General features: G+C 61.4%; 22 protein-coding genes. 14 read left to right on the forward strand and 8 right to left on the reverse strand.

The window, feature by feature from the left end:
* Positions 1 to 65: 65 nt before the first annotated feature.
* Positions 66 to 812, reverse strand: a complete 747-nt coding sequence (locus FHX10_RS28555; protein WP_047616509.1) for a YebC/PmpR family DNA-binding transcriptional regulator — start codon at positions 810 to 812, stop codon at positions 66 to 68.
* Positions 813 to 952: 140 nt separating this feature from the next.
* Here FHX10_RS28555 and FHX10_RS28560 point away from each other — a divergent pair, with 140 nt between their 5' ends.
* A complete protein-coding gene (locus tag FHX10_RS28560; protein WP_028756321.1) occupies positions 953 to 1,456 on the forward strand; it encodes a pyridoxamine 5'-phosphate oxidase family protein in 504 nt (167 codons plus the stop codon).
* 132 nt (positions 1,457 to 1,588) lie between these two features.
* Here FHX10_RS28560 and FHX10_RS28565 read toward each other — a convergent pair whose 3' ends face one another.
* The 7 genes from FHX10_RS28565 to FHX10_RS28595 all read right to left on the reverse strand — a co-directional run bounded on the left by FHX10_RS28565 (position 1,589) and on the right by FHX10_RS28595 (position 7,865).
* Positions 1,589 to 2,434, reverse strand: a complete 846-nt coding sequence (locus FHX10_RS28565; RefSeq protein ID WP_063475355.1) for an MBL fold metallo-hydrolase — start codon at positions 2,432 to 2,434, stop codon at positions 1,589 to 1,591.
* Between the two features lie 155 nt (positions 2,435 to 2,589).
* The gene (locus FHX10_RS28570) at positions 2,590 to 3,414 is read right to left on the reverse strand and encodes a TIGR00282 family metallophosphoesterase (protein WP_047616736.1); all 825 of its coding nucleotides are present in this window, start codon (positions 3,412 to 3,414) and stop codon (positions 2,590 to 2,592) included.
* Positions 3,415 to 3,417: 3 nt separating this feature from the next.
* A complete protein-coding gene (locus FHX10_RS28575) occupies positions 3,418 to 4,005 on the reverse strand; it encodes a 5-formyltetrahydrofolate cyclo-ligase (protein ID WP_063475356.1) in 588 nt (195 codons plus the stop codon).
* 118 nt (positions 4,006 to 4,123) lie between these two features.
* Positions 4,124 to 4,816 carry a hypothetical protein gene (locus FHX10_RS28580; protein WP_063475357.1) on the reverse strand — a complete coding sequence of 231 codons (693 nt, stop codon included), beginning with the start codon at positions 4,814 to 4,816 and terminating at the stop codon, positions 4,124 to 4,126.
* Between the two features lie 59 nt (positions 4,817 to 4,875).
* The gene (locus tag FHX10_RS28585) at positions 4,876 to 5,793 is read right to left on the reverse strand and encodes an NAD-dependent epimerase/dehydratase family protein (RefSeq protein WP_047616740.1); all 918 of its coding nucleotides are present in this window, start codon (positions 5,791 to 5,793) and stop codon (positions 4,876 to 4,878) included.
* Positions 5,790 to 6,614 (reverse strand): glycosyltransferase, encoded by an 825-nt coding sequence (locus FHX10_RS28590; protein ID WP_063475358.1) that lies wholly within the window; start codon positions 6,612 to 6,614, stop codon positions 5,790 to 5,792. The genes FHX10_RS28585 and FHX10_RS28590 overlap by 4 nt, the downstream gene beginning before the upstream one ends.
* Before the next feature lie 30 nt (positions 6,615 to 6,644).
* Entirely contained in the window at positions 6,645 to 7,865 is a 1,221-nt protein-coding gene (locus tag FHX10_RS28595) for an NAD-dependent epimerase/dehydratase family protein (RefSeq protein WP_063475359.1), read from the reverse strand.
* A 141-nt stretch (positions 7,866 to 8,006) separates the two neighbouring features.
* On the opposite strand from FHX10_RS28595, the gene ybgC reads away from it, so the two are divergent.
* From ybgC to serA, 13 genes are all read left to right on the forward strand, one after another.
* Positions 8,007 to 8,462, forward strand: a complete 456-nt coding sequence (ybgC, locus tag FHX10_RS28600) for a tol-pal system-associated acyl-CoA thioesterase (protein WP_012485098.1) — start codon at positions 8,007 to 8,009, stop codon at positions 8,460 to 8,462.
* 376 nt (positions 8,463 to 8,838) lie between these two features.
* Positions 8,839 to 9,558: a protein TolQ gene (gene tolQ, locus FHX10_RS28605; RefSeq protein WP_047616526.1), complete on the forward strand. Its 720-nt coding sequence runs from the start codon at positions 8,839 to 8,841 to the stop codon at positions 9,556 to 9,558.
* An 18-nt stretch (positions 9,559 to 9,576) separates the two neighbouring features.
* Positions 9,577 to 10,032: a protein TolR gene (gene tolR / locus FHX10_RS28610; protein WP_003542730.1), complete on the forward strand. Its 456-nt coding sequence runs from the start codon at positions 9,577 to 9,579 to the stop codon at positions 10,030 to 10,032.
* An 8-nt stretch (positions 10,033 to 10,040) separates the two neighbouring features.
* Entirely contained in the window at positions 10,041 to 11,177 is a 1,137-nt protein-coding gene (locus FHX10_RS28615; protein WP_063475360.1) for a hypothetical protein, read from the forward strand.
* A 21-nt stretch (positions 11,178 to 11,198) separates the two neighbouring features.
* A complete protein-coding gene (gene tolB, locus FHX10_RS28620; protein WP_063475381.1) occupies positions 11,199 to 12,509 on the forward strand; it encodes a Tol-Pal system beta propeller repeat protein TolB in 1,311 nt (436 codons plus the stop codon).
* A 153-nt stretch (positions 12,510 to 12,662) separates the two neighbouring features.
* Positions 12,663 to 13,196 (forward strand): peptidoglycan-associated lipoprotein Pal, encoded by a 534-nt coding sequence (gene pal / locus FHX10_RS28625; RefSeq protein WP_018243435.1) that lies wholly within the window; start codon positions 12,663 to 12,665, stop codon positions 13,194 to 13,196.
* Between the two features lie 162 nt (positions 13,197 to 13,358).
* Positions 13,359 to 14,345, forward strand: coding sequence for a tol-pal system protein YbgF (ybgF, locus tag FHX10_RS28630; protein ID WP_063475361.1), 987 nt, complete (start codon positions 13,359 to 13,361; stop codon positions 14,343 to 14,345).
* An 11-nt stretch (positions 14,346 to 14,356) separates the two neighbouring features.
* Positions 14,357 to 15,778 carry a tRNA lysidine(34) synthetase TilS gene (gene tilS, locus FHX10_RS28635; RefSeq protein WP_063475362.1) on the forward strand — a complete coding sequence of 474 codons (1,422 nt, stop codon included), beginning with the start codon at positions 14,357 to 14,359 and terminating at the stop codon, positions 15,776 to 15,778.
* Between the two features lie 97 nt (positions 15,779 to 15,875).
* Positions 15,876 to 17,807 carry an ATP-dependent zinc metalloprotease FtsH gene (ftsH, locus tag FHX10_RS28640; protein ID WP_047616537.1) on the forward strand — a complete coding sequence of 644 codons (1,932 nt, stop codon included), beginning with the start codon at positions 15,876 to 15,878 and terminating at the stop codon, positions 17,805 to 17,807.
* Between the two features lie 241 nt (positions 17,808 to 18,048).
* Positions 18,049 to 19,401, forward strand: coding sequence for a phosphoglucosamine mutase (gene glmM, locus FHX10_RS28645; protein ID WP_047616623.1), 1,353 nt, complete (start codon positions 18,049 to 18,051; stop codon positions 19,399 to 19,401).
* A 262-nt stretch (positions 19,402 to 19,663) separates the two neighbouring features.
* Positions 19,664 to 20,500, forward strand: coding sequence for an outer membrane protein (locus FHX10_RS28650; protein WP_047616539.1), 837 nt, complete (start codon positions 19,664 to 19,666; stop codon positions 20,498 to 20,500).
* Between the two features lie 190 nt (positions 20,501 to 20,690).
* On the forward strand, positions 20,691 to 21,869 hold the full coding sequence (locus FHX10_RS28655; RefSeq protein ID WP_063475363.1) for a phosphoserine transaminase: 1,179 nt from the start codon (positions 20,691 to 20,693) through the stop codon (positions 21,867 to 21,869).
* Between the two features lie 87 nt (positions 21,870 to 21,956).
* Entirely contained in the window at positions 21,957 to 23,552 is a 1,596-nt protein-coding gene (serA, locus tag FHX10_RS28660; protein ID WP_047616543.1) for a phosphoglycerate dehydrogenase, read from the forward strand.
* The last annotated feature ends 19 nt before the right edge of the window (positions 23,553 to 23,571 follow it).

Consider the following 23,571-nt stretch of genomic DNA (forward strand, 5'->3'; position numbering starts at 1 on the left):
ATCTTGCCCGCAAGAAAAAATCCGGCGTTGCGGCCGGGTTTTATTTAACGCGTGTCTGAGGAAACTCAGGCGGAGAGCTTCGCCAGCACTTCTTCCGAGACTTCGAAGTTGGAATAGACGTTTTGCACGTCGTCATCGTCTTCGAGCGAGTCGATGAGCTTCATCAGCGACTGGGCTTTTTCCTCGTCCACCGGCACGTTGTTCTGAGCACGCCAGATGGCCTTGACGGTTTCGGCTTCGCCGAGGCTCGATTCCAGCGCCTTCGCCACTTCGCCGAGGGCTTCGAAGCCACAAGTGATGTAGTGGCCGTCTTCGTCGGTCTCGACGTCGTCGGCGCCGGCTTCGATCGCGGCTTCCATCACCTTGTCGGCATCGCCGACGGAAAGCTTGTAGGTGATTTCGCCGACATGGTCGAAGGAGAAGGAAACGGAACCGGTTTCGCCGAGAGCGCCGCCGGCCTTGGTGAAGATCGAGCGGACGTTGGAGGCGGTGCGGTTGCGGTTGTCGGTGAGCGCCTCGACGATGATCGCCGTGCCGCCCGGGCCATAGCCCTCGTAGCGGACTTCATCGTAGTTTTCGCCGTCGGCGCCGGCTGCCTTCTTGATGGCGCGGTCGATATTGTCCTTCGGCATGGACTGGGCCTTGGCGTTCTGGATCGCCAGGCGGAGGCGGGCGTTCATCGTCGGGTCGGGCAGGCCGGCCTTGGCGGCAACGGTGATTTCGCGTGCGAGCTTGGAGAACATTTTCGACCGCACGGCGTCCTGACGGCCCTTGCGGTGCATGATGTTTTTAAACTGTGAATGGCCAGCCATGGCACCCCTGTTCACGTCTCATTGTTCGGAATGGGCCGCCTTATAAGAGCGAAACGGCACCCGTTCAAGGAAAAAGCAGTTCGGAACAAAGGCGAGGGGATGACGTTTCAATCGAACTCCACCCAACGAAAGGAACGGTCATGGCAAGTCTCAGCGAGGCGCAGGAACATCCAGCACGTCAGCTCTGGGATCAGGTCAACGATGTTCATGCCGGCATGCTCGGAATTTCGGGGCTGGACATGCACATGCAGCCGATGGCGCCGCATGCCGATCCCACCACCAATACCATCTGGTTCTATACCAAGACCGATGCCGACATCGTGCGCGCCATCAAGCCCGGCAGCCGCGCACATTTCTGTGTCATCGGCAAGGATCACGATTATCACGCCTGCCTTGCCGGCGTGATCGAAGTGCGCCCCGACCCTTCCAAGATCGAGGAGTACTGGAGTTCGATCATTGCCGCCTGGTACGACGGCGGCAAGAAGGACCCCAAGCTCACCATGCTTTCCCTCCACGTCGACGATGCCGAGATCTGGGTTTCCACAGGCAACAAGCTGAAATTCGGCTGGGAAATCGCCAAGGCCAATCTCGACGACGACAAGATGCCGGATGTCGGCATCAAGCGTCATCTGCAATTCGCCTGACGCGCAAGGCTCCTGCATAATTCTTAAATCGGAACTGATTTAAGGATAAAATTGCAGCAATTCACAGTGCTACAGCGTCCTTTGCGCGTCTAAAAGACGCGCGGCGCTGCAGGAGGGAAACCGCCGGGCCTTTTACCGCACGCCCTTCAGCACATAGATCAGCGGTTTTTTCGGCAGCGTGCGCATCGAGACGGTGATGCTGTCGTCGGGCGCATAGGCGACGTCGAAATCCTTGCCGAACATCGAAACGAAGGCATCGACCGGCGGGCCGCGGCGGTGCATCGGCAGGATCAGCGACGAGCGCAGCCGCTTGATGACGCGGCTCATGCTGTCGGCGCCCATGGTCAGGCCGCCATCGACCGGCACCATGACGACATCGAGGCGGCCGATCTCGATATAATGGGTATCCGTCAGTTCGTAATGCAGGTGGCCGAGATGGCCGATGCAGAGGCCGGCGATCTCGAAAATGAAGATGGAATTGCCGTTCTCCTGCGAGCCGCCGAGGCCGTAGCTGAAGCGGATATCCGTCGGAACATTGCGGATATAGGCATCGCCGACGACGAGATCGATGTCGGCCTTTTCGCCGGGAACGTCGCTCCACCCATGCAGAACATGTTTGATGCCGGGATCGGGAGTCAAGGTGAAGTGGGTGGTGTGCGCCTTGTTCATGGTCACCACATCGGGCAACGTCGCCGGCCTGTACCAGCCGTTATAGTCTGTGGCGATGATGATGCCGCCGGGCGTGTCGATTTCGAAGGTGGAATGGCCGAGGAAGGTGAATTTGACGTCTTCGCCCTCGGAGACAGCAGGTATCGGCGGCGGGGCGCCGGAAAAGCTTGCAAAGGTCGCCTTGGGGAGAGTCTGCGCGATCGCCTGGCATTGGCTGACGGGCGTTCGCTGCTCCTGTGCCCTGGCAGGACCCGGCGCGGCGAAGGCTGCAAGGCATGCGATAGCGAGGACAAGATATTGCGGCTTCATGCCACCCCTCCGGCGCTTTCACAGAGAGCGCCGCACGTCCGAAGGGCGCGCTAACGACGCTCGATCACTTTGAATTGGCGGCCGGAGAATGCGGCAAGTGGTCGCAGGGGTCTAGACTGGGGATGCTCACAATTGCGTGTTGGTCGCGGGATGAATTACCGCCAGAACTCCGGCACCGTCTCGGCCAACCGCGGTCCGAGCCGGAGCGGCCCGATCTTTTCGGCCAGTCCGGTGCTGTCGGAAATCTCGACGCCGACGCCGCAGATCGTCGCGGGGCCGTTGGCTGCTTCCATGCGGCCCTTCGGCATCTTGGAGATGAAGCGGTTGAGCGGCTCCTCCTTGTCCATGCCGAGGGAGGAGTCGTAATCGCCGCACATGCCGGCATCCGACATATAGGCCGTGCCGCCGTTCAGGATCTGCGCATCGGCCGTCGGCACATGCGTGTGGGTGCCGACGACGAAGCTGGCGCGGCCGTCGACGAAGTGGCCGAAGCACTGCTTCTCGCTGGTCGCTTCCGCATGGAAATCGAAGATGATCGCATCGGCCTGCTCCTTCAGCGGGCAGGCGTCGAGGATCGCCTCCGCCGATTTGAAGGGATCGTCGAGTTCCGGGTGCATGAAGACCCGGCCCATGACGTTGGCGACGAGCACACGCGCGCCGTTCCGGGCATAGAAAAGGCCGGAGCCGCGGCCGGGCGTGCCTTGCGGATAGTTGGCCGGCCGCAGGAATTGATCGTGCCGCCCGGCAAAAGCAACGGCTTCCTTCTGGTCCCAGACATGATTGCCTGTCGTCACCACATCGGCGCCGGCATTGATCGTCTCCAGAAAAATGTCCTCGGTGATACCGAAGCCGCCGGCGGCGTTCTCGCCGTTGACGACGACGAAATCGAGCTTGAGGTCGGAGATCAGGCCGGGGAGGCGGTCCCAGACCGCCGTGCGTCCCGTCTTGCCGACCATGTCACCCAGAAAAAGCAGCCGCATTCCCTATCCAATCCAAGAGGCAAAAAAGCGAAGGCCGCTTTCTGTCAGGATGGCATCCAAGCTTATGTCGTGCGGCTCAGCGGGCACATGTGCCACTTCCTGGCAGTCGAATGCAATGCCGATAAGCTTCGGATGCAGGCCTTTTTGCCTTAGCCGGCTGATGGCGCGGTCGTAGTGGCCGGCGCCATAGCCGATACGGTGGCCGCGGACATCGAAGGCCGAAAGCGGCACCAGCATGATTTCGGGATCGAGAATGGCGGCATCGGCGCCGGGGCCGACCGTACCGAAACCGGTATCGACAAGCGGCGCATCTTCGGCCAGCTCGCGAAAGACGATGGTCTGCCGGTCGAGGATCGCCGGTACGCAGAGCCGCGCACCGCGCACGGCAAAGCGTGCCATCAGCGGCCTGAGATCGGCCTCCGAACGGATCGGCAGGAAGCCGGAGATGATCGTACCCAGCGCAAAACCAACGGCCTCGCCGGCATGATCGGCCATCGCGAGACTTTTGGCGGCACGTTTTTCGGCGGGGATGGCGTCGCGTGCGGACAGCCGTTCGTTGCGCAGCTGCGCTTTCAATTCTTTCGCGGTCATTCGATCTGCCGGTTCTGAGAGATTTGGCCGAGCATAGACGGCTGGATCTCCGATGCAAATGCCGGATGCGACAGCATCACGCCGGTTTCACGCCTCGCCCGCCGGCGGCTGCGGATCGTCAGACGACGATGCTTGTCGGTATCGTCGCGGCGGCGATGGAGAAGCCAGCGATGTCGGGAATGGCATTGACCCCGGCCTGCCGGTTCTGCTGCAGATCGCGCATCGCCTTTTCGAGCAGCTGTTTGAGTTCGCGCACAACCGCCTTGAACGCTTCCATCGTTTCGCGATCACCAGCCGAGATGTTGGAGAATTTCGGGGCATCCTCGGCAACGCTTTCATAGGCTTTGCGGGCGTTGGCTGCGGCGTCCGGTTCCTGCGAGCCGGTCTCGCCGGTCCGAGTGTCTCCTGAGATATCCGTCAGCGCGGCATCGGTCCCGCTGGTTGCGACCGCCGCTGTATCCACCGGAACCGCGGTTGCCGGACTGCCGGTCGCGACTGATGATGCGAATTCGGAGGCGGCGGTGCCGACCTGGCGCGCCAGTTCGACGGCCAGCCGGGTGACCACCTCAGGCGGCATGTTGGAACTGCGCAGCATCTGCAACTGCTGCTGTGCCTCTTCGAGCTTGCGTTGCGCCTTCGCCTTGGCTTCATCCCCCGAGTTCGCCAGGGTCTGGCGCATCTGCTGCAGCGCCTGAGTGGTGCGCTGCAGCTTGAGCACACCCTGACCGGCCTCGCTTCCGGCGACCGATGTGGCTGCCGTCGAAGGCGCGCCGCGCAAGATGATGGAGGCAGACATGGTTGCGACCTGCATGGACAATCCCCCGATTTTCAATTCGGGCTCCCGATTGCAATTCGGCGCATTCTGCAACGTCAGGCTTGTGTGGACCTGTGTCTGCGGGACGTCGGCAATACAGCGGCCAGCCGCTGCATCGTCTCTTCGAACAGAGAGGTTCCCCCGGGCATCCAGCCGAGCGCGCGGATTTTCGCTGTGCTCATGGGGTTGAGCGCCGCCCTGTCGGCAGGAGCCGGCGGCGCGTGTCGACAGCTCGTCTCGCGGCGAATAGCGGAAAGGATATCGTGCGTGTCGATCGCGATGTCCGAGACGTTGAAGACCTCGCCGGAGATGCGGGTGCTTTCCGTCTCCAGCATCAGCCGTACCGCCCGCCCGAGGTCGCGGCCGTGAACCTCCGTTCCCACGCGGGCGACAACCGGTTGGCCGGCGAGGTAGTCGGCGATGAGTCCGTCCCATTTGTTCGGCGAGAGATCGCCATAGACGCCGGTCGCCCTCAGGCTGACGCCGGCAAAACCGGGTGCTGCGAGGTGGGCGAGTGCGCGTTCGGCATCGAGCTTGACCTGGCCGTAGAGTGTTTCGGGCTTGGCCAGCATCGTCTCCGCCAGTTCGGTTCCCCCGGGATGTTCGCCATAGGCGGCGCGGCTGGACAGGAAGATGCAGCGGCGCGTGCCGGCGCGTTTGGCGGCTTCGAAAAGCCGGACGGTGCCGTCAAGGTTCAACCTGTGGAAGGTCTTGGGGTCGTCACCCTCTCCGCCGCGATACTTGCCCGGAACATGGCTTAAGGCGGCATGGACGAAGAAATAGGCATCGTCGAAAGCGTCGATCTGATCCTTGTCGGGATCGAGCGAAAGCGCTGCGAACTCGACCGGGCGGGAGAAGAGGCGGGGCAGCGGCGCGCGGCGCCCGCCAACGATCACCTGATATCCGGCGGCCAGCAGTTCCTCGACGACATACCGGCCGACGAGACCCGTTCCGCCAGATACCAATACCTTCATGCTGCCCCTTCCGGATTGTTCAGCGCCGTGATCTCAGGCACATCATCGTCATCGTGGAAACGGTGCCACAGATCGATCAAAGGTTGTAGTCGCACTGCCTTGGGATGATCCTTTTCCCACGGTTTTTCATACTGGTAATGCAGGATCGAAATGCTCTTCCAGTCCCAAAGCTCCGGCATGGTGAACCATACATATTGCAGCATGTTGAAATAAACCGGCAGGCCGTGCCAATCCGGGAAGAACGTCTCAAGAAACGTCTGATCGGTGCGCCGCCAGAAAGCGTCCGGCCTGTCGAGCCTTTCGAGCATGTGCCGGAATGTGTCACGCGAGGGCGTGGCGACGAAGACGCCGGAATTCATGCGGCGGAAGTCGGCGAGGCTTTCATAGACATTGGGGGCGGCGGAAAATTCCGGATAGAGGAAGAGCCTGTCGACATTCTTCAGCACGAGGGCGTCGGCATCAATGAAGACGCAACGCTCGTATTCGACGAGCTGCCACAGCCTGAGCTTGCAGAAATTGTCGAGCGGCGAATGGAAATCCGGCTTGCGGCCCTTGGTAAAGGGGGCTGCGGAATGGAGCTGGCGACGCGCATGGCGTTCGTTGAAGGCGTCGGAGAGCGGCAGGTGCTGGACCTCGATCAGGCGACAGTCGAGCGCTTTCAGGGGGGCGAGGGCGCCTGCATCGACGCCGCCGGTGTGGAGGACGACGATGTCGGCGCTTGTGCCCGTGCGACGAAGCGAATTTGCCAGGGCGGTGGCGCCCTTGGCGTAGTCGGCATTGGTGACGAGGGTGACATAGGCGAGGTTTGAGGTAAAAGTCATCGCTGGAGGGGCTTCACCATAAGATACCGCTCATGAAACCGACTTCAGCCGTTTGCCTTCCGGATCGTGATTGATCGTCGCGGCGATGTCCTTGGTCCAGGCGGAGACGGCCGGAACGCGCGAGCGGTCGACGCGATAGGCGAATTTCTTCGCCACGTCGACGATCTCGCCGAGCAGGCCCGCTTCCAGCGTGATCGGCTCGAGGCCGAGATTGCGGAATTTTTCGTTCCGGACGATCAGATCGTTTTCAGCGGCTTCCTTGCGCGGGTTCGGCAGCCAGGCAATCTGGGCGCCGCTCATCCTGGCAATCATCTCGGCGAGGTCGCGTACCCGGTGGGTTTCCGTCATCTGGTTGAAGATCTCGACACGCGCGCCGCGCGCCGGCGGGTTCTCGAGCGCCAGTTCGATGCAGCGCACCGAATCCTGGATATGGATGAAGGCGCGGGTCTGGCCGCCGGTGCCGTGCACCGTCAGCGGATAGCCGATCGCCGCCTGGATGAGGAAGCGGTTCAGCACCGTGCCGTAATCGCCGTCATAGTCGAAACGGTTGATGAGCTGCGCGTGGCGGCGCGTCTGCTCGGTATGTGTGCCCCAGACGATGCCCTGGTGCAGATCGGTGATCCTGAGGCCGTCGTTCTTGGCGTAGAACTGGAAGAGAAGCTGATCCAGGCACTTGGTCATGTGATAGATCGAGCCGGGATTGGAGGGATAGAGGATCTCCTGGCTGGCCGTCTCGCCGCCTGTGGTTTCGATGTCCACCGGCAGGTAACCTTCGGGGATCGCCGCGCCGACCGTCGAATAGCCGTAGACGCCCATGGTGCCGAGATGGATGAGATGGGCGTCCAGGTTAAGTTCCGTCAGCGCGTTCAGCAGGTTATGCGTGGCGCTGACATTGTTGTTGACGGTGTAGTTCTTGTGGCGGTCGCTTTTCATCGAGTAGGGCGCGGCCCGCTGTTCGGCGAAATGGATGACGGCGTCCGGGCGGTGTTCGGAAAGCCAGTTCTTCAGAAGTTCGTAATCCCTGGCGAGATCGATCAGATTGAAGTGGATGCGGCGTCCGGTTTCGGCATGCCAGATGCGGGTGCGCTCCTGGATCGAATCCATCGGGGTCAGCGACTGAACGCCAAGTTCGGTGTCGATCCAGCGGCGTGAGAGGTTGTCGAGGATATGAATGTCATGCCCGGCATCGGAGAGATGCAGCGACGTTGGCCAACCAATGAAACCGTCTCCGCCCATAACCGCAATCTTCATCACATCGTCTCCTGATCGGTCGCTCATTATCGGGAATAGTTAGGAATTATGACAATCATTCAATGCCTGCCTGCCGGGCATTCAATGCTTGCCTGTCGGGAAGCGTTGCGCCAAAGAGGGCACCTCAGTTTGGAGAAAATTATGACGGAACGCCCTTTTTCCATTTCGGGAGAGTTGACGGAGGCCGGACATCGCCTCGTCCAGCGGGTCTATTATGAAGATACGGACTTCTCCGGCCTGGTCTATCACGCCCGTTACCTGCATTTCCTGGAGCGCGGCCGCACCGACTATCTGCGCTGCCTCGGCGTCGAGCAGCGCGAGCTCGTCAGCGCCGACGAGGAGGGCCTCGTTTTCGTCGTCCACCGCATGGAGATCGACTTCAAGAGCCCGGCGCGCATGGATGATGTGCTGACGATCCTGACGCACACGGAAAAGGCCGGCGGCGCCAAGATGGTGCTCAATCAGCAAATCCGCTCCGGCGAGACGCTGCTGATCGCCGCCAAGGTGATCATCGCCGTCATCAACGCTCGGGGGCGCCCGAGGCGACTGCCGGAAACACTGGCGGCGAAATTCCTGGAAGGCAGCACGCCGCTATAGCCACGAATCGCCCAGATTTCAGGCTTGTCAAAACTTGAACTTTATGTGAAGGAATTCCCGCGCCGCAGGATGAGCGCTCTTTCGGCAGCCGGACCTTGCTCCGGTCAAGTAATCCATGGACGAAAATCTTCCAAAACCAGGCTTACTGTCACAGTCCGGCACTAACGATCTATTAACCATAATAGTGTCTTACTGGGAAAGTCAGAGTTTGTGCGGTGCACGCCTTCCTTTGACCAAATTTGACGGCAAGAAGGCGGAAGATGAGCTTGGAAGTTTGACCAGGGCTTTGGGCGGCGGCCGCCGGAACACTTCTTGCGAGATCACTTTGTGCCGCCCGGTCTAGCACCGGGCGTTTGGATTCGGGGATTTTGGATCAATGGAACAAGTAGGATTGGCAGCAGCAACGGCGGACGTCAGCCTCTGGTCGCTTTTCATGCAGGCCGGCATCGTCGTCAAGCTCGTCATGCTCGGGCTCATCGCGGCCTCGGTGTGGACGTGGGCGATCGTCATCGACAAATACCTGGCTTATGGCCGCGCACGGCGCCAGTTCGACAAGTTCGAGCAGGTCTTCTGGTCGGGCCAATCGCTGGAAGAACTCTACCGTTCGCTGTCGGAACGCAACAATACCGGGCTGGCTGCGATCTTCGTGGCGGCCATGCGGGAGTGGAAGAAATCCTTCGAACGCGGCGCCCGCTCCCCGATCGGCCTGCAGATGCGCATCGACCGCGCGATGGACGTCACGCTCGCCCGTGAGACCGAATATCTCGGCGCCCGCCTCGGATCGCTCGCAACCATCGGCTCGGCCGGTCCGTTCATCGGTCTCTTCGGCACGGTCGTCGGCATCATGACCTCATTCCAGGCGATCGCCGGTTCGAAGTCGACCAACCTTGCGGTCGTCGCGCCCGGCATCGCCGAAGCGCTGCTTGCCACGGCGATCGGCCTTGTCGCCGCTATCCCGGCGGTTATCGCCTACAACAAGTTCTCTGCCGATGCCGGCAAGCTTTCGGGCCGCATGGAAGGTTTCGCGGATGAATTCTCCGCCATACTTTCGCGCCAGATCGACGAGAAGCTGCAGCCGCGCGCTGCCGCTCAGTAACCAACGGAGTATTCTGACATGGGTATGGCTGTTGGAGGCAATGGCGGCGGGGGCGGCGGACGCCGCCGTCGCGGCGGTCGGAACAGGGCCGTGATCTCCGAAATCAACGTGACGCCGCTCGTCGACGTCATGCTCGTGCTTCTGATCATCTTCATGGTCGCGGCACCGATGATGACCGTTGGCGTGCCGATCGACCTGCCGGAAACGCAGGCCAAGGCGCTGAATTCCGAGACGCAGCCGATCACCATCTCCGTCAAGAACGACGGCGAGGTGTTCCTGCAGGAAACGCCGATCCCGGCTGCGGAGATCGCCGCCAAGCTCGAGGCGATCGCCACCACCGGTTATAACGAACGTATCTTCGTGCGCGGCGACGCGACCGCGCCTTACGGCGTCATCGCCGACGTCATGGCCCGTATTCAGGGCGCAGGCTTCAAGAATATCGGCCTCGTGACGCAGCAGAAGAAGGACCAATAGCGCTCAAAATGAAGGCCAGTGTCATCACATCTGCTGTTTTGCATGGCCTGGTGCTAACCTGGGCGATGGTGTCGCTCAGTGCCCCGGAATCCTTCAAGGTGGAGGATTTCGAGGCGATGCCGGTCGATCTCGTGCCGGTGGAATCCATCACCCAGATGCAGCAGGGCGATAAGAAGGCTCCGAAGAAGGAGACTTCCGCGCCCGTGCCGACGACGCGGCCACCGATCGCACAGCCGGCCGAGAATGCCGGCGACAACAATGTCGACCTGAAGACGCCGCCGGTCCCGAACGCCAAGCCGAGCACCACCGAGGCTGCGGCAGCGAATTCGAGCGAAAAGCCGATGCCTAAGACCGATCCTGTCCCAAACGATGTCAAGGACATCGTCAAGGAGGAAACGGAAGTCGAGCAGCCGAAGGAGGTCGCCTCCATTCCGCCGCCGAAGCCGGTCGAAGTGACGCCGCCGAAGCCGGAAGAAAAGCCACATGAGGAGCAGGCCAAGCCCGAGGAACCGCCGAAGCCGGATGCGGAAGCATTGCCGGACAATGTGCCGACCCCTGTTGCCAAGCCGCAGGTGAAGCCGCCGGAACCACAGAAACCCGCAGAAAAGCCACCGGAAAAGACCCAGGACCAGCCGAAGGCCGCCGAAATACCGACCGAAAAGAAGAAGTCGGATCAGAAGCAGGAGACGGCGAAATCCGCCTCATCGATGAAAAGCGATTTCAATGCCGACGAGGTTGCGGCGTTGCTGAACAAGACGGACCCTTCCGCCGGTGGCGCCAAGCGCTCGACGCAGGAGGCATCGCTCGGTGCGAAGAAGAGCAACGGTGGCTCCAAGCTATCTTTGAGCGAGATGGATGCGCTGAAGAGCGCCATCGCTGGCAACTGGTCGGTTATTCCTGGCATGGAAGGCATGAGCGACGTACGCATTAAGGTGCATATGAAGCTTGATCAGGACGGCAATATCGTCGGCGAACCTGACGTAGAGGCGGTCGGTGGTGACAATGAATCCACTCGACGGGCGCTGGCCGGGGGGGCCTATCGCGCCATCATGAAATCGGCACCCTTCTCGTCGCTTCCGAAAGACAAATATGATGCCTGGAACGAAGTCGTGGTCAACTTCGATCCCAGCGATCTAGGAATTTAAATGCTGAAAGGCCTTTACTCCATGAACAAGTTTTCCTTCATCCGCGCTATTGCGGTCGCTGCTGGTCTCATGACCATTGCGGCGTTCGCCTCGCCTGCAAATGCTCTCGTCGAAATCAACATCAACAAGGGCAATGTGCAGCCGCTGCCGATTGCGGTGACTGACTTCCTTCAGGGCGACATGGGTGCGCAGGTCTCGCAGGTCATCGCCGCAGATCTTCAGCGTTCCGGGTTGTTTGCACCGATCAGCAAGACGGCCTTTATCGAGAAGATCTCCAATCCGGATGCGTCGCCGCGCTTCGAAGACTGGAAGGTCATCAATGCCCAGGCGCTGGTGACTGGCCGCGTTACCCAGGAAGCCGATGGTCGCCTTCGTGCCGAATTCCGTCTCTGGGACACGTTCGCCGGGCAGCAGATGACCGGGCAGCAGTTTTACACCCAGCCGGAGAACTGGCGCCGCGTGGCCCATATCATTGCCGATGCGATCTACAAGCAGATCACCGGCGAGGAAGGTTATTTCGACACCCGCGTCGTCTTCGTTTCCGAATCCGGCACCAAGCAGCAGCGCAAGCGCCAGCTGGCGATCATGGATCAGGACGGGTTCAACGTGCGCATGTTGACCGATGGCAGTGATCTCGTGCTGACGCCGCGCTTCTCGCCGAACCGGCAGGAAGTCACCTACATGTCCTTTGCCAACCAGCAGCCGCGGGTCTATCTGCTGCAGCTCGAGACCGGGCAGCGCGAGGTCGTCGGCAATTTCCCCGGCATGACCTTCTCGCCGCGTTTTTCGCCGGATGGCCAGAAGGTGATCATGAGCCTGCAGCAGGAAGGCAATTCCAACATCTACACGATGGACCTGCGCTCGCGCACGACGACGCGGTTGACCTCGACGGCTGCGATCGACACCTCGCCCTCCTATTCGCCCGACGGTGCCCGTGTCAGCTTCGAAAGCGACCGCGGCGGGAAGCCGCAGATCTACGTGATGAATGCCGACGGCTCCGGCCAGACGCGCATTTCCTTCGGCGATGGTTCCTATTCGACGCCGGTCTGGTCGCCGCGCGGCGATCTGATCGCCTTCACCAAGCAGGCCGGCGGCAAGTTCTCGATCGGCGTGATGAAGCCGGACGGCTCGGGCGAGCGCATCCTGACGACGGGCTTCCACAATGAGGGCCCGACCTGGGCGCCAAACGGCCGCGTTTTGATGTTCTTCCGCCAGGCGGCGGGGTCCGGCGGCCCGCAGCTCTATTCGATCGATCTGACCGGTTACAACGAGCAGTTGGTCAAGACGCCGACCTACGGTTCAGACCCGGCCTGGTCGCCGCTTCTGGAGTAGGCGATGTGGTGCTGCCTTCATGTCGCCTCAAAGTCATGGAAACCGGGCGACTACGGGACAAATCAGTAAATCGTTAACCATAATCTTTGAGGGGCGGTTAACCGAGTGCGGTTACTGTCCGGAAACCCTGATGAAATCGCAAGGAGACCGGCCATGAGCCGAATTCATACCCCGGCAATGAGCCGCATGCAGAATTTCGCCCGCAACCCCGTCATGATCGCGCTTATCGCCGGCCTCGCGCTCGCAAGCTGCGCCAAGAAGCCGCCGAACAGCGCCGGCGACCTCGGCCTCGGCACCGGTGCTGGTGGGGCTGCAACGCCGGGCTCTGCCCAGGACTTCACGGTCAATGTCGGCGACCGCATCTTCTTCGACACCGACTCCTCGTCGATTCGCGCCGATGCTTCGCAGACGCTCGACCGTCAGGCCCAGTGGCTCGCCCGCTACCCGAATTACCAGATCACCGTTGAAGGCCATGCTGACGAACGCGGCACGCGCGAATACAACCTCGCGCTCGGCGCCCGCCGTGCGGCTGCCGCCAAGGATTACCTCGCTTCACGCGGCGTCCCGGCGCAGCGCCTGAAGACGATCTCTTACGGCAAGGAACGTCCGGTCGCCGTCTGCGACGACATTTCCTGCTGGTCGCAGAACCGCCGCGCGGTTACCGTGCTCGGCGGCGCCGGTATGTAACTTCCGGCAACAATTCGCTTTTTCGACGGGCGGTCCCATCAGGGGCCGCCTTTTCTTTTTGACCACACTTTGGCCAGACTCCGTTGCTTTTTGAAAGCAATTGGAAAAATCTCCTGTTCGTGCCATCGAGGTGCGAAGAATCACTGGGACAGGACGATACATATGAAGAAACTTGTCGTGGCAGGCATGCTGTGCCTCGCGGCTGTGACCGGGAGCGAACGAGCGGCCTATTCCGCTTCGTTTTTCGGGCTGCATCTTGGCGGCCGATCCGCGGAAAACCAGGCGGCGCCACCTGTTGTCAAGGTGCAGAGCGGCGACGCGGAGGTCCGTGTGCAGCAGCTCGAAGAGCAACTGCGGCAGCTGAACGGCCGGATCGAAGAGATGAGCTTTCAGCTTCTGCAGATGCAGGAGACGATCCGCAAGCAGCAGGAAGACAATGAATTCCGCTTCCAGCAGCTGGAAAAGACGGGCGGCGGCGGTGCCGCCAAGGCTCCGGTCAAGAAGAGTGAGACCGATGTCGCGCCGGCTGCTTCCGGCGGCGACGACATCGCCAGGGTGATTCAAGCACCGCAGGGAGCCGAAACGGCTCCCTCCACCAACGTACCCGCCAATACCGGCCTCGGCCAGCCACCGAAGGAGCTCGGCTCGATCGAGTTCGATCAGAACGGCAATCCGATCGGCGGAAGCGTGGATGAAAATGCCACCATCGGCTCCGGCCCGATTCCCGATGCCAATCCCGGGACGCCGCAGCAGACCGCCTCGCTCGGCAGCGAGGCGGACCAGTACAAGGCGGCTTATGGCCACGTGTTATCGGGCGATTACAGCACGGCCGAGCAGGAATTCACGCAGTACATCACCCGCTACCCGAGCAGCGCGCGGGCGGCGGACGCCAATTTCTGGCTCGGCGAAGCGCTCTATTCGCAGGGCAAGTACAATGAGGCGGCCAAGACTTTCCTCAATGCGCACCAGAAATACGGCACATCCGAAAAGGCGCCGGAAATGCTGTTGAAGCTCGGCATGTCGCTCGCCGCCCTCGACAATACCGAGACGGCATGCGCCACACTGCGCGAAGTCTCGAAGCGTTATCCCAAGGCCTCGCGTGCGGTCATAAGCAAGGTTGCGAGCGAACAGAAGCGCCTCGCCTGCTAAGGTCTTCCGGCATGTCTCCGGAAGCCTCATCGCCGCAACAGGCGATCCTCCAGTTTCTTATTTCGCTTCAAAGCCCTGCGCGCATCCTCGTCGCGATCTCGGGCGGCAGCGATTCCACCGGCCTGCTTCTTCTCCTCGATGAAGCCGTAAAGGCCGCGCCCGATCTCAAGATTTCCCTTTGCGCCGCGACCGTCGATCATGCGTTGCGCGCCGGCTCCGCAGACGAGGCGCGCGAGGTCGCTGCCCTCTGCGCATCGCTCGGCATTCCCCACACCATCCTGATCTGGCAGGGCGACAAGCCGAAAACCGGCATCATGGCTGCGGCCCGCGAGGCTCGTTATGACCTGCTGGCAGCCGCCGCCCAAAATTTCAAAGCCGATCTCATCGTCACCGGCCACACCTTCGACGACCAGCGCGAAACGCTTGCCATGCGGGGTCTGCGCTCCGAACAGGTTTCGACCGGCATCGCCGATGCGGTGCTGTTCGACCGTCATATCTGGATCATGCGGCCGCTGCTCGGCAGTCGGCGGGCAGATATCCGCGCTTATCTGAAGACAGGTGGGATTTCCTGGCTCGACGATCCGAGCAACGAGGATGTGACCTATGAGCGGGTGCGCATGCGCCAGCGGCTCGCGGAGGAGGTGGCTTCCAAGGCAGGGGCGGAGACCGAAGGGCAACGTCTTTTGCTCGCGGCAGATGCAGCCGCTTGGCTCGATCTGCATTTCCGGCTGCATGGCGGTGTGCTTGGTCATATCTCTCCCGACGGCCTGAGGGCCGAAGCAACTGTATTGAATTACGCGCTTGGCCGTCTTGCCGCCGTTTTCGGCGGCCGGGATTTTCCACCGGGCGGCAAGCAGATGGACGGCATTCTCGCCTTTATCGCAGCGGCCAAGGCAGGGCGGATGACGGCGGGCAGGGTGGTGTTCGATCTCAGACGTAGCGGGCTCTATCTCGCCCGCGAAAGCCGCGGCATCCTCCCGCTGTCATTGCAGCCGGGTGAGCGCAGCGTCTGGGATGGACGTTTCGAGGTTGTGAACAATTCCCCGTTCGGCGTCAGGATCGAGGCGGCCGGGATGAATGCAGGACCGGGTGCGGCTGGGTCACCAAAGCGTGAAGAAGAGTGTTCCGCGTCCATAGAGTCCCGCCGATCGGGTTCCTACGACGAGCACCGCATTGCGGTGAGATGGGATGATACCCTGCCAAAAGCGGCATTGAAGCGCGCAACTGCTGCGTTGCCGGTCGTTTTGCCAATGGCTGACATTATTTTTTCCGACGATTTGGCCGGCCGGGTGCGCCTCACGCCTTATTCCGCGCCGTTCGACCGCTTTTTGACACGATTTGATTTCATCTTTGCCAACAGGCTTTCGGCGGTTTTCGCGACGGCGCCCTATGCGAGGCTGCCTTTAAGAAGTATTGACGGAAAAACCATCTGACATGGGGCGTCGCCTTGGCAACGGCACGGCGCAACCCTATGTTAGAAACGAATAAGACGGTCGCCATGAGGCGGCTGTTCCAGTGCTGGGGAGTTCAATGAACCCTAACTTACGTAATTTCGCCTTGTGGGCGATCATCGCGCTTCTGCTGATCGCCCTTTTCAGTATGTTTCAGACGGCGCCGGCGCAGACGGGCTCCCGCGAAATCCCTTATTCGCAGTTTCTGCGTGAGGTCGATGCGGGCCGCGTGAAGGAAGTCGTGGTCACGGGCAACCGTGTCTCCGGAAGCTATGTTGAAAATGGCACCACCTTCCAGACCTATTCGCCTGTGATCGACGACAGTCTGCTCGATCGCCTGCAGTCGAAGAACGTCCTGGTTTCCGCCCGTCCTGAAACGGACGGCTCTTCGGGTTTCCTCAGCTATCTCGGCACGCTTTTGCCGATGCTTCTGATTCTCGGCGTCTGGCTGTTTTTCATGCGGCAGATGCAGGGCGGCTCGCGCGGCGCGATGGGCTTTGGCAAGTCCAAGGCCAAGCTTTTGACCGAAGCGCATGGCCGCGTGACTTTCGAAGACGTCGCCGGTGTCGACGAGGCCAAGCAGGATCTCGAGGAAATCGTCGAATTCCTGCGTGATCCGCAGAAATTCCAGCGTCTCGGCGGCAAGATTCCGCGCGGCGTGCTGCTCGTCGGCCCTCCGGGTACCGGCAAGACACTGCTCGCCCGCTCGGTCGCCGGCGAAGCCAACGTGCCCTTCTTCACCATTTCGGGCTCCGACTTCGTCGAAATGTTCGTCGGCGTCGGTGCAAGCCGCGTGCGCGATATGTTCGAGCAGGCCAAGAAGAATGCTCCCTGCATCATCTTCATCGACGAAATCGATGCCGTCGGCCGCCATCGCGGCGCCGGTCTCGGCGGCGGCAACGATGAACGCGAGCAGACGCTGAACCAGTTGCTGGTTGAGATGGATGGCTTCGAGGCGAATGAGGGCGTGATCCTGATCGCCGCCACCAACCGTCCCGACGTTCTCGATCCGGCGCTGCTGCGTCCCGGCCGTTTCGACCGTCAGGTCGTGGTGCCGAACCCCGACATCGTCGGCCGCGAGCGTATCCTCAAGGTGCATGCCCGCAACGTTCCGCTGGCGCCGAATGTCGATCTCAAGGTTCTCGCCCGCGGCACGCCCGGTTTCTCCGGCGCCGACCTGATGAACCTGGTCAACGAAGCCGCCCTCATGGCCGCCCGCCGCAACAAGCGCGTCGTCACCATGCAGGAATTCGAAGACGCCAAGGACAAGATCATGATGGGCGCCGAGCGCCGTTCTTCGGCGATGACCGAGGCGGAAAAGAAGCTCACCGCTTACCATGAGGCTGGACACGCCATTACCGCGCTCAATGTCGCCGTCGCCGATCCGCTGCACAAGGCGACGATCATTCCGCGCGGCCGTGCGCTCGGCATGGTCATGCAGCTTCCCGAGGGCGATCGCTACTCGATGAGCTACAAGTGGATGGTTTCGCGCCTCTGCATCATGATGGGCGGCCGCGTCGCCGAGGAGCTCACCTTCGGCAAGGAGAACATCACCTCAGGTGCCTCCTCCGACATCGAACAGGCGACCAAGCTTGCCCGCGCCATGGTCACGCAGTGGGGCTTCTCCGATCAGCTCGGTCAGGTCGCCTATGGCGAGAACCAGCAGGAAGTCTTCCTCGGCCACTCGGTTTCGCAGTCGAAGAATGTTTCGGAAGCAACCGCGCAGAAGATCGACAATGAAGTGCGCCGCCTGATCGACGAAGCCTATACGCAGGCCCGCACGATCCTGACGGAAAAGCACGACGAATTCGTCGCCCTTGCTGAAGGTCTGCTCGAATACGAGACCCTGACCGGCGAAGAGATAAAGGCGTTGATCCGCGGCGAGAAGCCTTCCCGCGATCTCGGCGATGATTCGCCGCCAAGCCGCGGCTCGGCCGTTCCGAAGGCCGGCGCTCGGCCCGCCACCAAGGGTGACGAGCCGGAAGGCGGTCTCGAACCGCAGCCGCATTAACTGCGTCGACCAACTCGAACAAGGCCGGATTTCCGAAGTGGGAGATCCGGCCTTTTCTATTGGTAACGGGATATAATCATTTTTCTTGCTAATTTACGTGCCGATCGCCGCATTTTGTGGCATTCCGCTGAATTGAGGCAAGCATGAATCACGCTCGTGAATTGACGAGATCTCACCGAAGCCGGATTCGCTTGGAAGAATGCGCTGCCTTGAATGGCGCGCCGAGAGCACAGGAGTGCAGATGAAAAGACGCTATTTCGGTACGGATGGCATTCGCGGCCAATCCAACGTCTTCCCGATGACGCCGGATCTCGCCATGCGGGTCGGCATCGCCGCCGGCACGATCTTCCGCCGCGGCAACCACCGCCACCGAGTCGTCATCGGCAAGGATACGCGCCTTTCCGGCTATATGCTTGAGAATGCCATGGTCGCAGGCTTTACCGCCGCAGGCCTCGATGCCTTTATTCTCGGCCCGATCCCGACGCCTGCCGTCGCCATGCTGACGCGCTCGCTGCGCTGCGATATCGGTGTGATGATTTCGGCCTCGCACAATCCGTACGAGGATAACGGCATCAAGCTCTTTGGCCCCGATGGTTATAAGCTTTCCGACGATATCGAGGCCGAGATCGAGGATCTGCTCGAAAAGGACCTGAACGCGCAGCTCGCCAAATCCGACGATATCGGCCGCGCCAAGCGCGTCGACGGCGTGCATGACCGCTACATCGAACATGCCAAGCGCACCTTGCCGCGTGATGTGACGCTGCAGGGCCTGAGGATTGCGATCGACTGCGCCAATGGCGCCGCCTATAAGGTGGCGCCCGCCGTGCTCTGGGAGCTCGGTGCTGACGTCGTCACCATCGGCAACGAGCCGAACGGCACCAATATCAATCTCAATTGCGGCTCCACCAGCCCCGTCGCGCTGCAGAAGAAGGTGGACGAGGTTCGTGCCGATATCGGTATCGCCCTCGACGGCGATGCGGATCGCGTCATCATCATCGACGAAAACGGTTCGATCGTCGACGGCGATCAGCTCATGGCGGTCATCGCCGAGAGCTGGGCCGAGAGCCAGCAGTTGCGCGGCAATGGCATCGTCGCCACCGTGATGTCCAACCTCGGCCTCGAGCGCTTCCTCGACGACCGCGGCATGGCGCTTGCCCGCACGAAAGTCGGCGACCGCTATGTCGTCGAGCATATGCGCCAGAATAATTACAATGTCGGCGGCGAGCAGTCCGGTCATATCGTGCTGTCGGATTACGGCACGACCGGCGACGGTCTCGTCGCTGCTCTGCAGATCCTGGCCGCGGTCAAGCGCACCGGCCGGACCGTCAGCGAAGTCTGCCGCCGTTTCGAGCCGGTGCCGCAGCTCCTGCGCAATGTCCGCATCAGCGGTGGCAAGCCGCTGGAAGATATCCAGGTGCAAAAGGCGATCGCCGATGCCGAAGCCGAACTCGCCAGGAACGGCCGGCTCGTCATCCGCCCCTCGGGCACTGAGCCGTTGATCCGTGTCATGGCCGAAGGCGACGACCGTGCCCAGATCGAACGCATCGTCAACGAGCTGATCGGCACGATCTCGAACGTCCGGACCGCCGCCTGATCCAATGAGGAAAGAATAACGAAAAAGCCGGTGCATCAGCGCCGGCTTTTTCGTTATGCATGCCCGCTATCGTGAGCCGATTACTGCCAAGCCGCTCCCCACGATCCAAACTGATCTATGCTCGGGCCGCGAATGCCTCGGCATCTAGGTAAATGATCGTGGTTAAGCAGCTTTTAACGTTTCCCATTCATTATCCATCCGAAGCGTATCAGATTGGCAGCGACTGAGCCTGCCGACGCAACGGGATTTTGGAGTGGGATCCATGAAAAGAAGCTTGTCCGGCATCTTCGCCGCATTGTTGATCGCGACAAACGCCTATTCCGCGGACCTCGCCCCTGCCGAGCCGATCCCGGAGCAGCCGCCCGAGGTGGCGGTCAGCGAAGCGACGGGCTGGTACTTGCGCGGCGATGTCGGTTATGCCTTCACCGATCTGCGTGGCGCCCGCTATTTTCAGGGCAGCAATGCGACGGAGGTCGATTTCGACCGTGCCGACCTCGACGACGCATGGACGGTCGGCGGTGGTGTCGGTTATCAGATCAACAGCTATCTGCGCACCGACCTGACCTTCGACTATCTCACGCAGGCGGATTTCCACGGTTCGACGGTCGGACAGTGCGGCTTCCCGCTGGTGGATTGCACCTCGAGCGACCGCTCCTCGCTAACCGCCTACACATTGCTCGCCAACGCTTACGTTGATCTCGGCACCTACGGCTATGTCACGCCTTATGTCGGCGCCGGTATCGGCGGTTCCTACGTCAAGTGGAAGAACCTGCGCAACGTTGCCTGCGCCGATGACGGCAGCTTCTGCGACGACGAGGTCACCCATGGCGGCAAGGGCAACTGGCGCTTCACCTACGCGCTCATGGCCGGCGCCTCGATCGACGTCACCTGCAACATCAAGGCCGATGTCGGTTACCGTTACCTGCATATCGACGGCGGCAACATGTTCGGCTATTCGGACAATGGCGGCCCGGGCCGTGACAAGGGCCTCAGCGCCCATGAAGCCCGCGTCGGCGCCCGTTATCTCTTCGGCGGATGCGCCCAGGCGAGCTATGAGCCGCCGCCGGAAATTCCGCTGCAGCAGCCGGTCTACAAATAAGTTCGATCCAGCCACCAGATCAGAAAGCCGCCCTCGCTCCGGGCGGCTTTTTCATTTTGGCCACCTCTCCTGCGTCAAAATATCCTCTCTCTGCGACACTTCCATCTTGACTATGACGCGTCCGATCCATACACACGGCGGCGGGACACCCTTCCCCAACGAAGGGCTTTCTATCTGAGAGGATAGCATCATGGCGAAGACCGCAAAGCCGGACATCCGTCCGCACAATACTCATTTTTCTTCTGGCCCTTGCTCGAAGCGTCCCGGTTGGTCGCTCGAAGCCCTTTCCGACGCGGCTCTTGGCCGTTCGCACCGCGCGAAGGTCGGCAAGACCAAGCTGAAGCAGGCCATCGACCTTACCCGTGAAATTCTCGAAGTGCCGGCAGATTACCGCATCGGCATCGTCCCGGCTTCCGATACCGGCGCCGTCGAAATGGCGCTCTGGTCGCTGCTCGGCGAACGCGGCGTCGATATGCTCGCCTGGGAAAGCTTCGGCGCCGGCTGGGTCACCGATGTCGTCAAGCAGTTGAAGCTCAAGGACGTGCGCAAGCTCGAAGCCGGTTACGGCGAGCTTCCCGATCTCGCGACCGTCGATTTCGACCGCGACGTGGTCTTCACCTGGAACGGCACCACCTCGGGCGTGCGCGTGCCGAACGCCGATTTCATTCCTGCCGACCGCAAGGGCCTGACGATCTGCGACGCCACCTCGGCGGCTTTCGCCCAGGAACTCGATTTCGCCAAGCTCGACGTCGTCACCTTCTCCTGGCAGAAGGTTCTGGGCGGCGAGGGCGCACACGGCGTCATCATTCTTTCGCCGCGCGCAGTCGAGCGCCTCGTCACCTACACGCCGGCCTGGCCGCTGCCGAAGATCTTCCGCATGACCTCGGGCGGCAAGCTGACGGAAGGCATCTTCCAGGGCGAGACGATCAACACGCCGTCGATGCTCTGCGTCGAGGACTATATCGATGCGCTCGTCTGGGCCAAGGGTCTCGGCGGCCTCAAGGCGCTGATTGCGCGCGCCGATGCCAATGCCAAGGTCATCCACGATTTCGTCGCGGCAAACGACTGGATCGCCAATCTCGCCGTCAAGGCGGAAACCGCCTCCAACACCTCCGTCTGCCTGAAGATCGTCGACAAGGACATCGCAGCCCTCGATGACGACGGCCAGGCGAATTTCGCCAAGGGTCTGGTCGGCCTCCTGGAAAAGGAAGGGGTCGCTTTCGATGTCGGCCATTACCGCGACGCGCCGTCCGGCCTGCGCATCTGGGCCGGCGCCACGATCGAGGCATCCGACATGCAGAAGCTCATGCCATGGCTTTCCTGGGCCTTCGAAACCCAGAAGGCACAGCTCGCTCAGGCCGCCGCCTGAGGTGATCGCATCCGGCTCCGCCACAAGGCGGCGGAGCCCAGCATTTCTGATTTCATTCATCGCTGAACACTTTTGAAGGAGGCCCTCATGGCACCTCGCGTTCTCGTATCCGACGAATTGTCGGAAACCGCCGTCCAGATCTTTCGCGACCGCGGCGTCGAAGTCGATTTCGAACCGCAGCTCGGCAAGGACAAGGACCGTCTGCTCGAAGTCATCGGCAATTATGATGGCCTGGCTATCCGCTCCGCCACCAAGGTGACGGAAAAGATCATCGAAGGGGCGAAAAACCTCAAGGTGGTCGGCCGCGCCGGTATCGGCGTCGACAATGTCGATATCCCGGCCGCCTCGCGCCGCGGCATCATCGTCATGAACACGCCCTTCGGCAACTCGATCACGACAGCCGAACACGCGATTGCGCTGATGTTCGCCGTCGCCCGCCAGCTTCCGGCCGCCGATACCTCGACGCAGGCCGGCAAGTGGGAGAAGTCGAAGTTCATGGGTGTCGAGATCACCGGCAAGACGCTCGGCGTCATCGGCGCCGGCAATATCGGCTCGATCGTCTGCGCGCGCGCCATCGGCCTGAAGATGCACGTCGTCGCCTACGACCCGTTCCTTTCCAAGGAGCGCGCCGAGGAGATGGGCGTCACCAAGGTCGAGCTGGAAGAGCTTTTCGCCCGCGCCGATTTCATCACGCTGCATGTGCCGATGACCGACAAGACGCGCGGCATCCTCAACAAGGAAGCACTGGCAAAGACCAAGCCCGGCGTGCGCATCATCAACTGCGCCCGCGGCGGCCTGGTCGATGAGGCAGCGCTTGCCGAAGCGATCAAGTCGGGGCATGTCGCGGGTGCCGCCTTCGACGTGTTCGAGGTCGAGCCCGCCAAGGAAAGTCCGCTCTTCGGCCTGCCGAACGTCGTCTGCACGCCGCATCTCGGCGCCTCAACGACCGAAGCGCAGGAGAACGTCGCTCTGCAGGTGGCCGAACAGATGGCCGATTACCTCGTCAATGGTGCGGTCTCCAACGCCATCAACATGCCGTCGATCACGGCTGAGGAAGCGCCGATCCTGAAGCCCTTCATCCGCCTTGCCGACGTTCTCGGCGCCTTTGTCGGCCAGGTCACCGAAGAGCCGATCAAGGAAATCGAAATCCTTTATGACGGCATCACCGCCAACATGAACACGCGGGCGCTGACGAGTGCCGTGCTCGCCGGCCTCATCCGGCCGCAGGTCGCCGACGTCAACATGGTTTCGGCGCCGATCATGGTCAAGGAAAAGGGTGTCGTGCTGTCCGAGGTCAAGCGCGACAAGACGGGTGTATTCGACGGTTACATCAAGCTGACGGTGACGACCGAAAGCATGACGCGCTCGGTCGCCGGCACGGTGTTTTCGGATGGCAAGCCGCGCTTCATCCAGATCAAGGGTATCAACCTCGATGCCGATGTCGGCTCGCACATGATCTATATCACCAATACCGACGTCCCAGGCATGATCGGCTTCATTGGCACGACGCTCGGAGCGGCCGGCGTCAACATCGCCAACTTCCAGCTCGGTCGTGACAAGCAGGGCGGCGACGCCATTGCGCTGCTCTATGTCGACGGCGAGGTTGACGACGCCGTGCTTGCGCAGCTGACGGCCCATCAGGCGATCCGCCAGGCAAAGCTGCTCACTTTCAACATCGACTGAGTTTCCTCCTCGGGATCTC

This window comes from Rhizobium sp. BK591 (genome assembly GCF_014195045.1).
GTDB classification, from domain to species: domain Bacteria; phylum Pseudomonadota; class Alphaproteobacteria; order Rhizobiales; family Rhizobiaceae; genus Rhizobium; species Rhizobium anhuiense.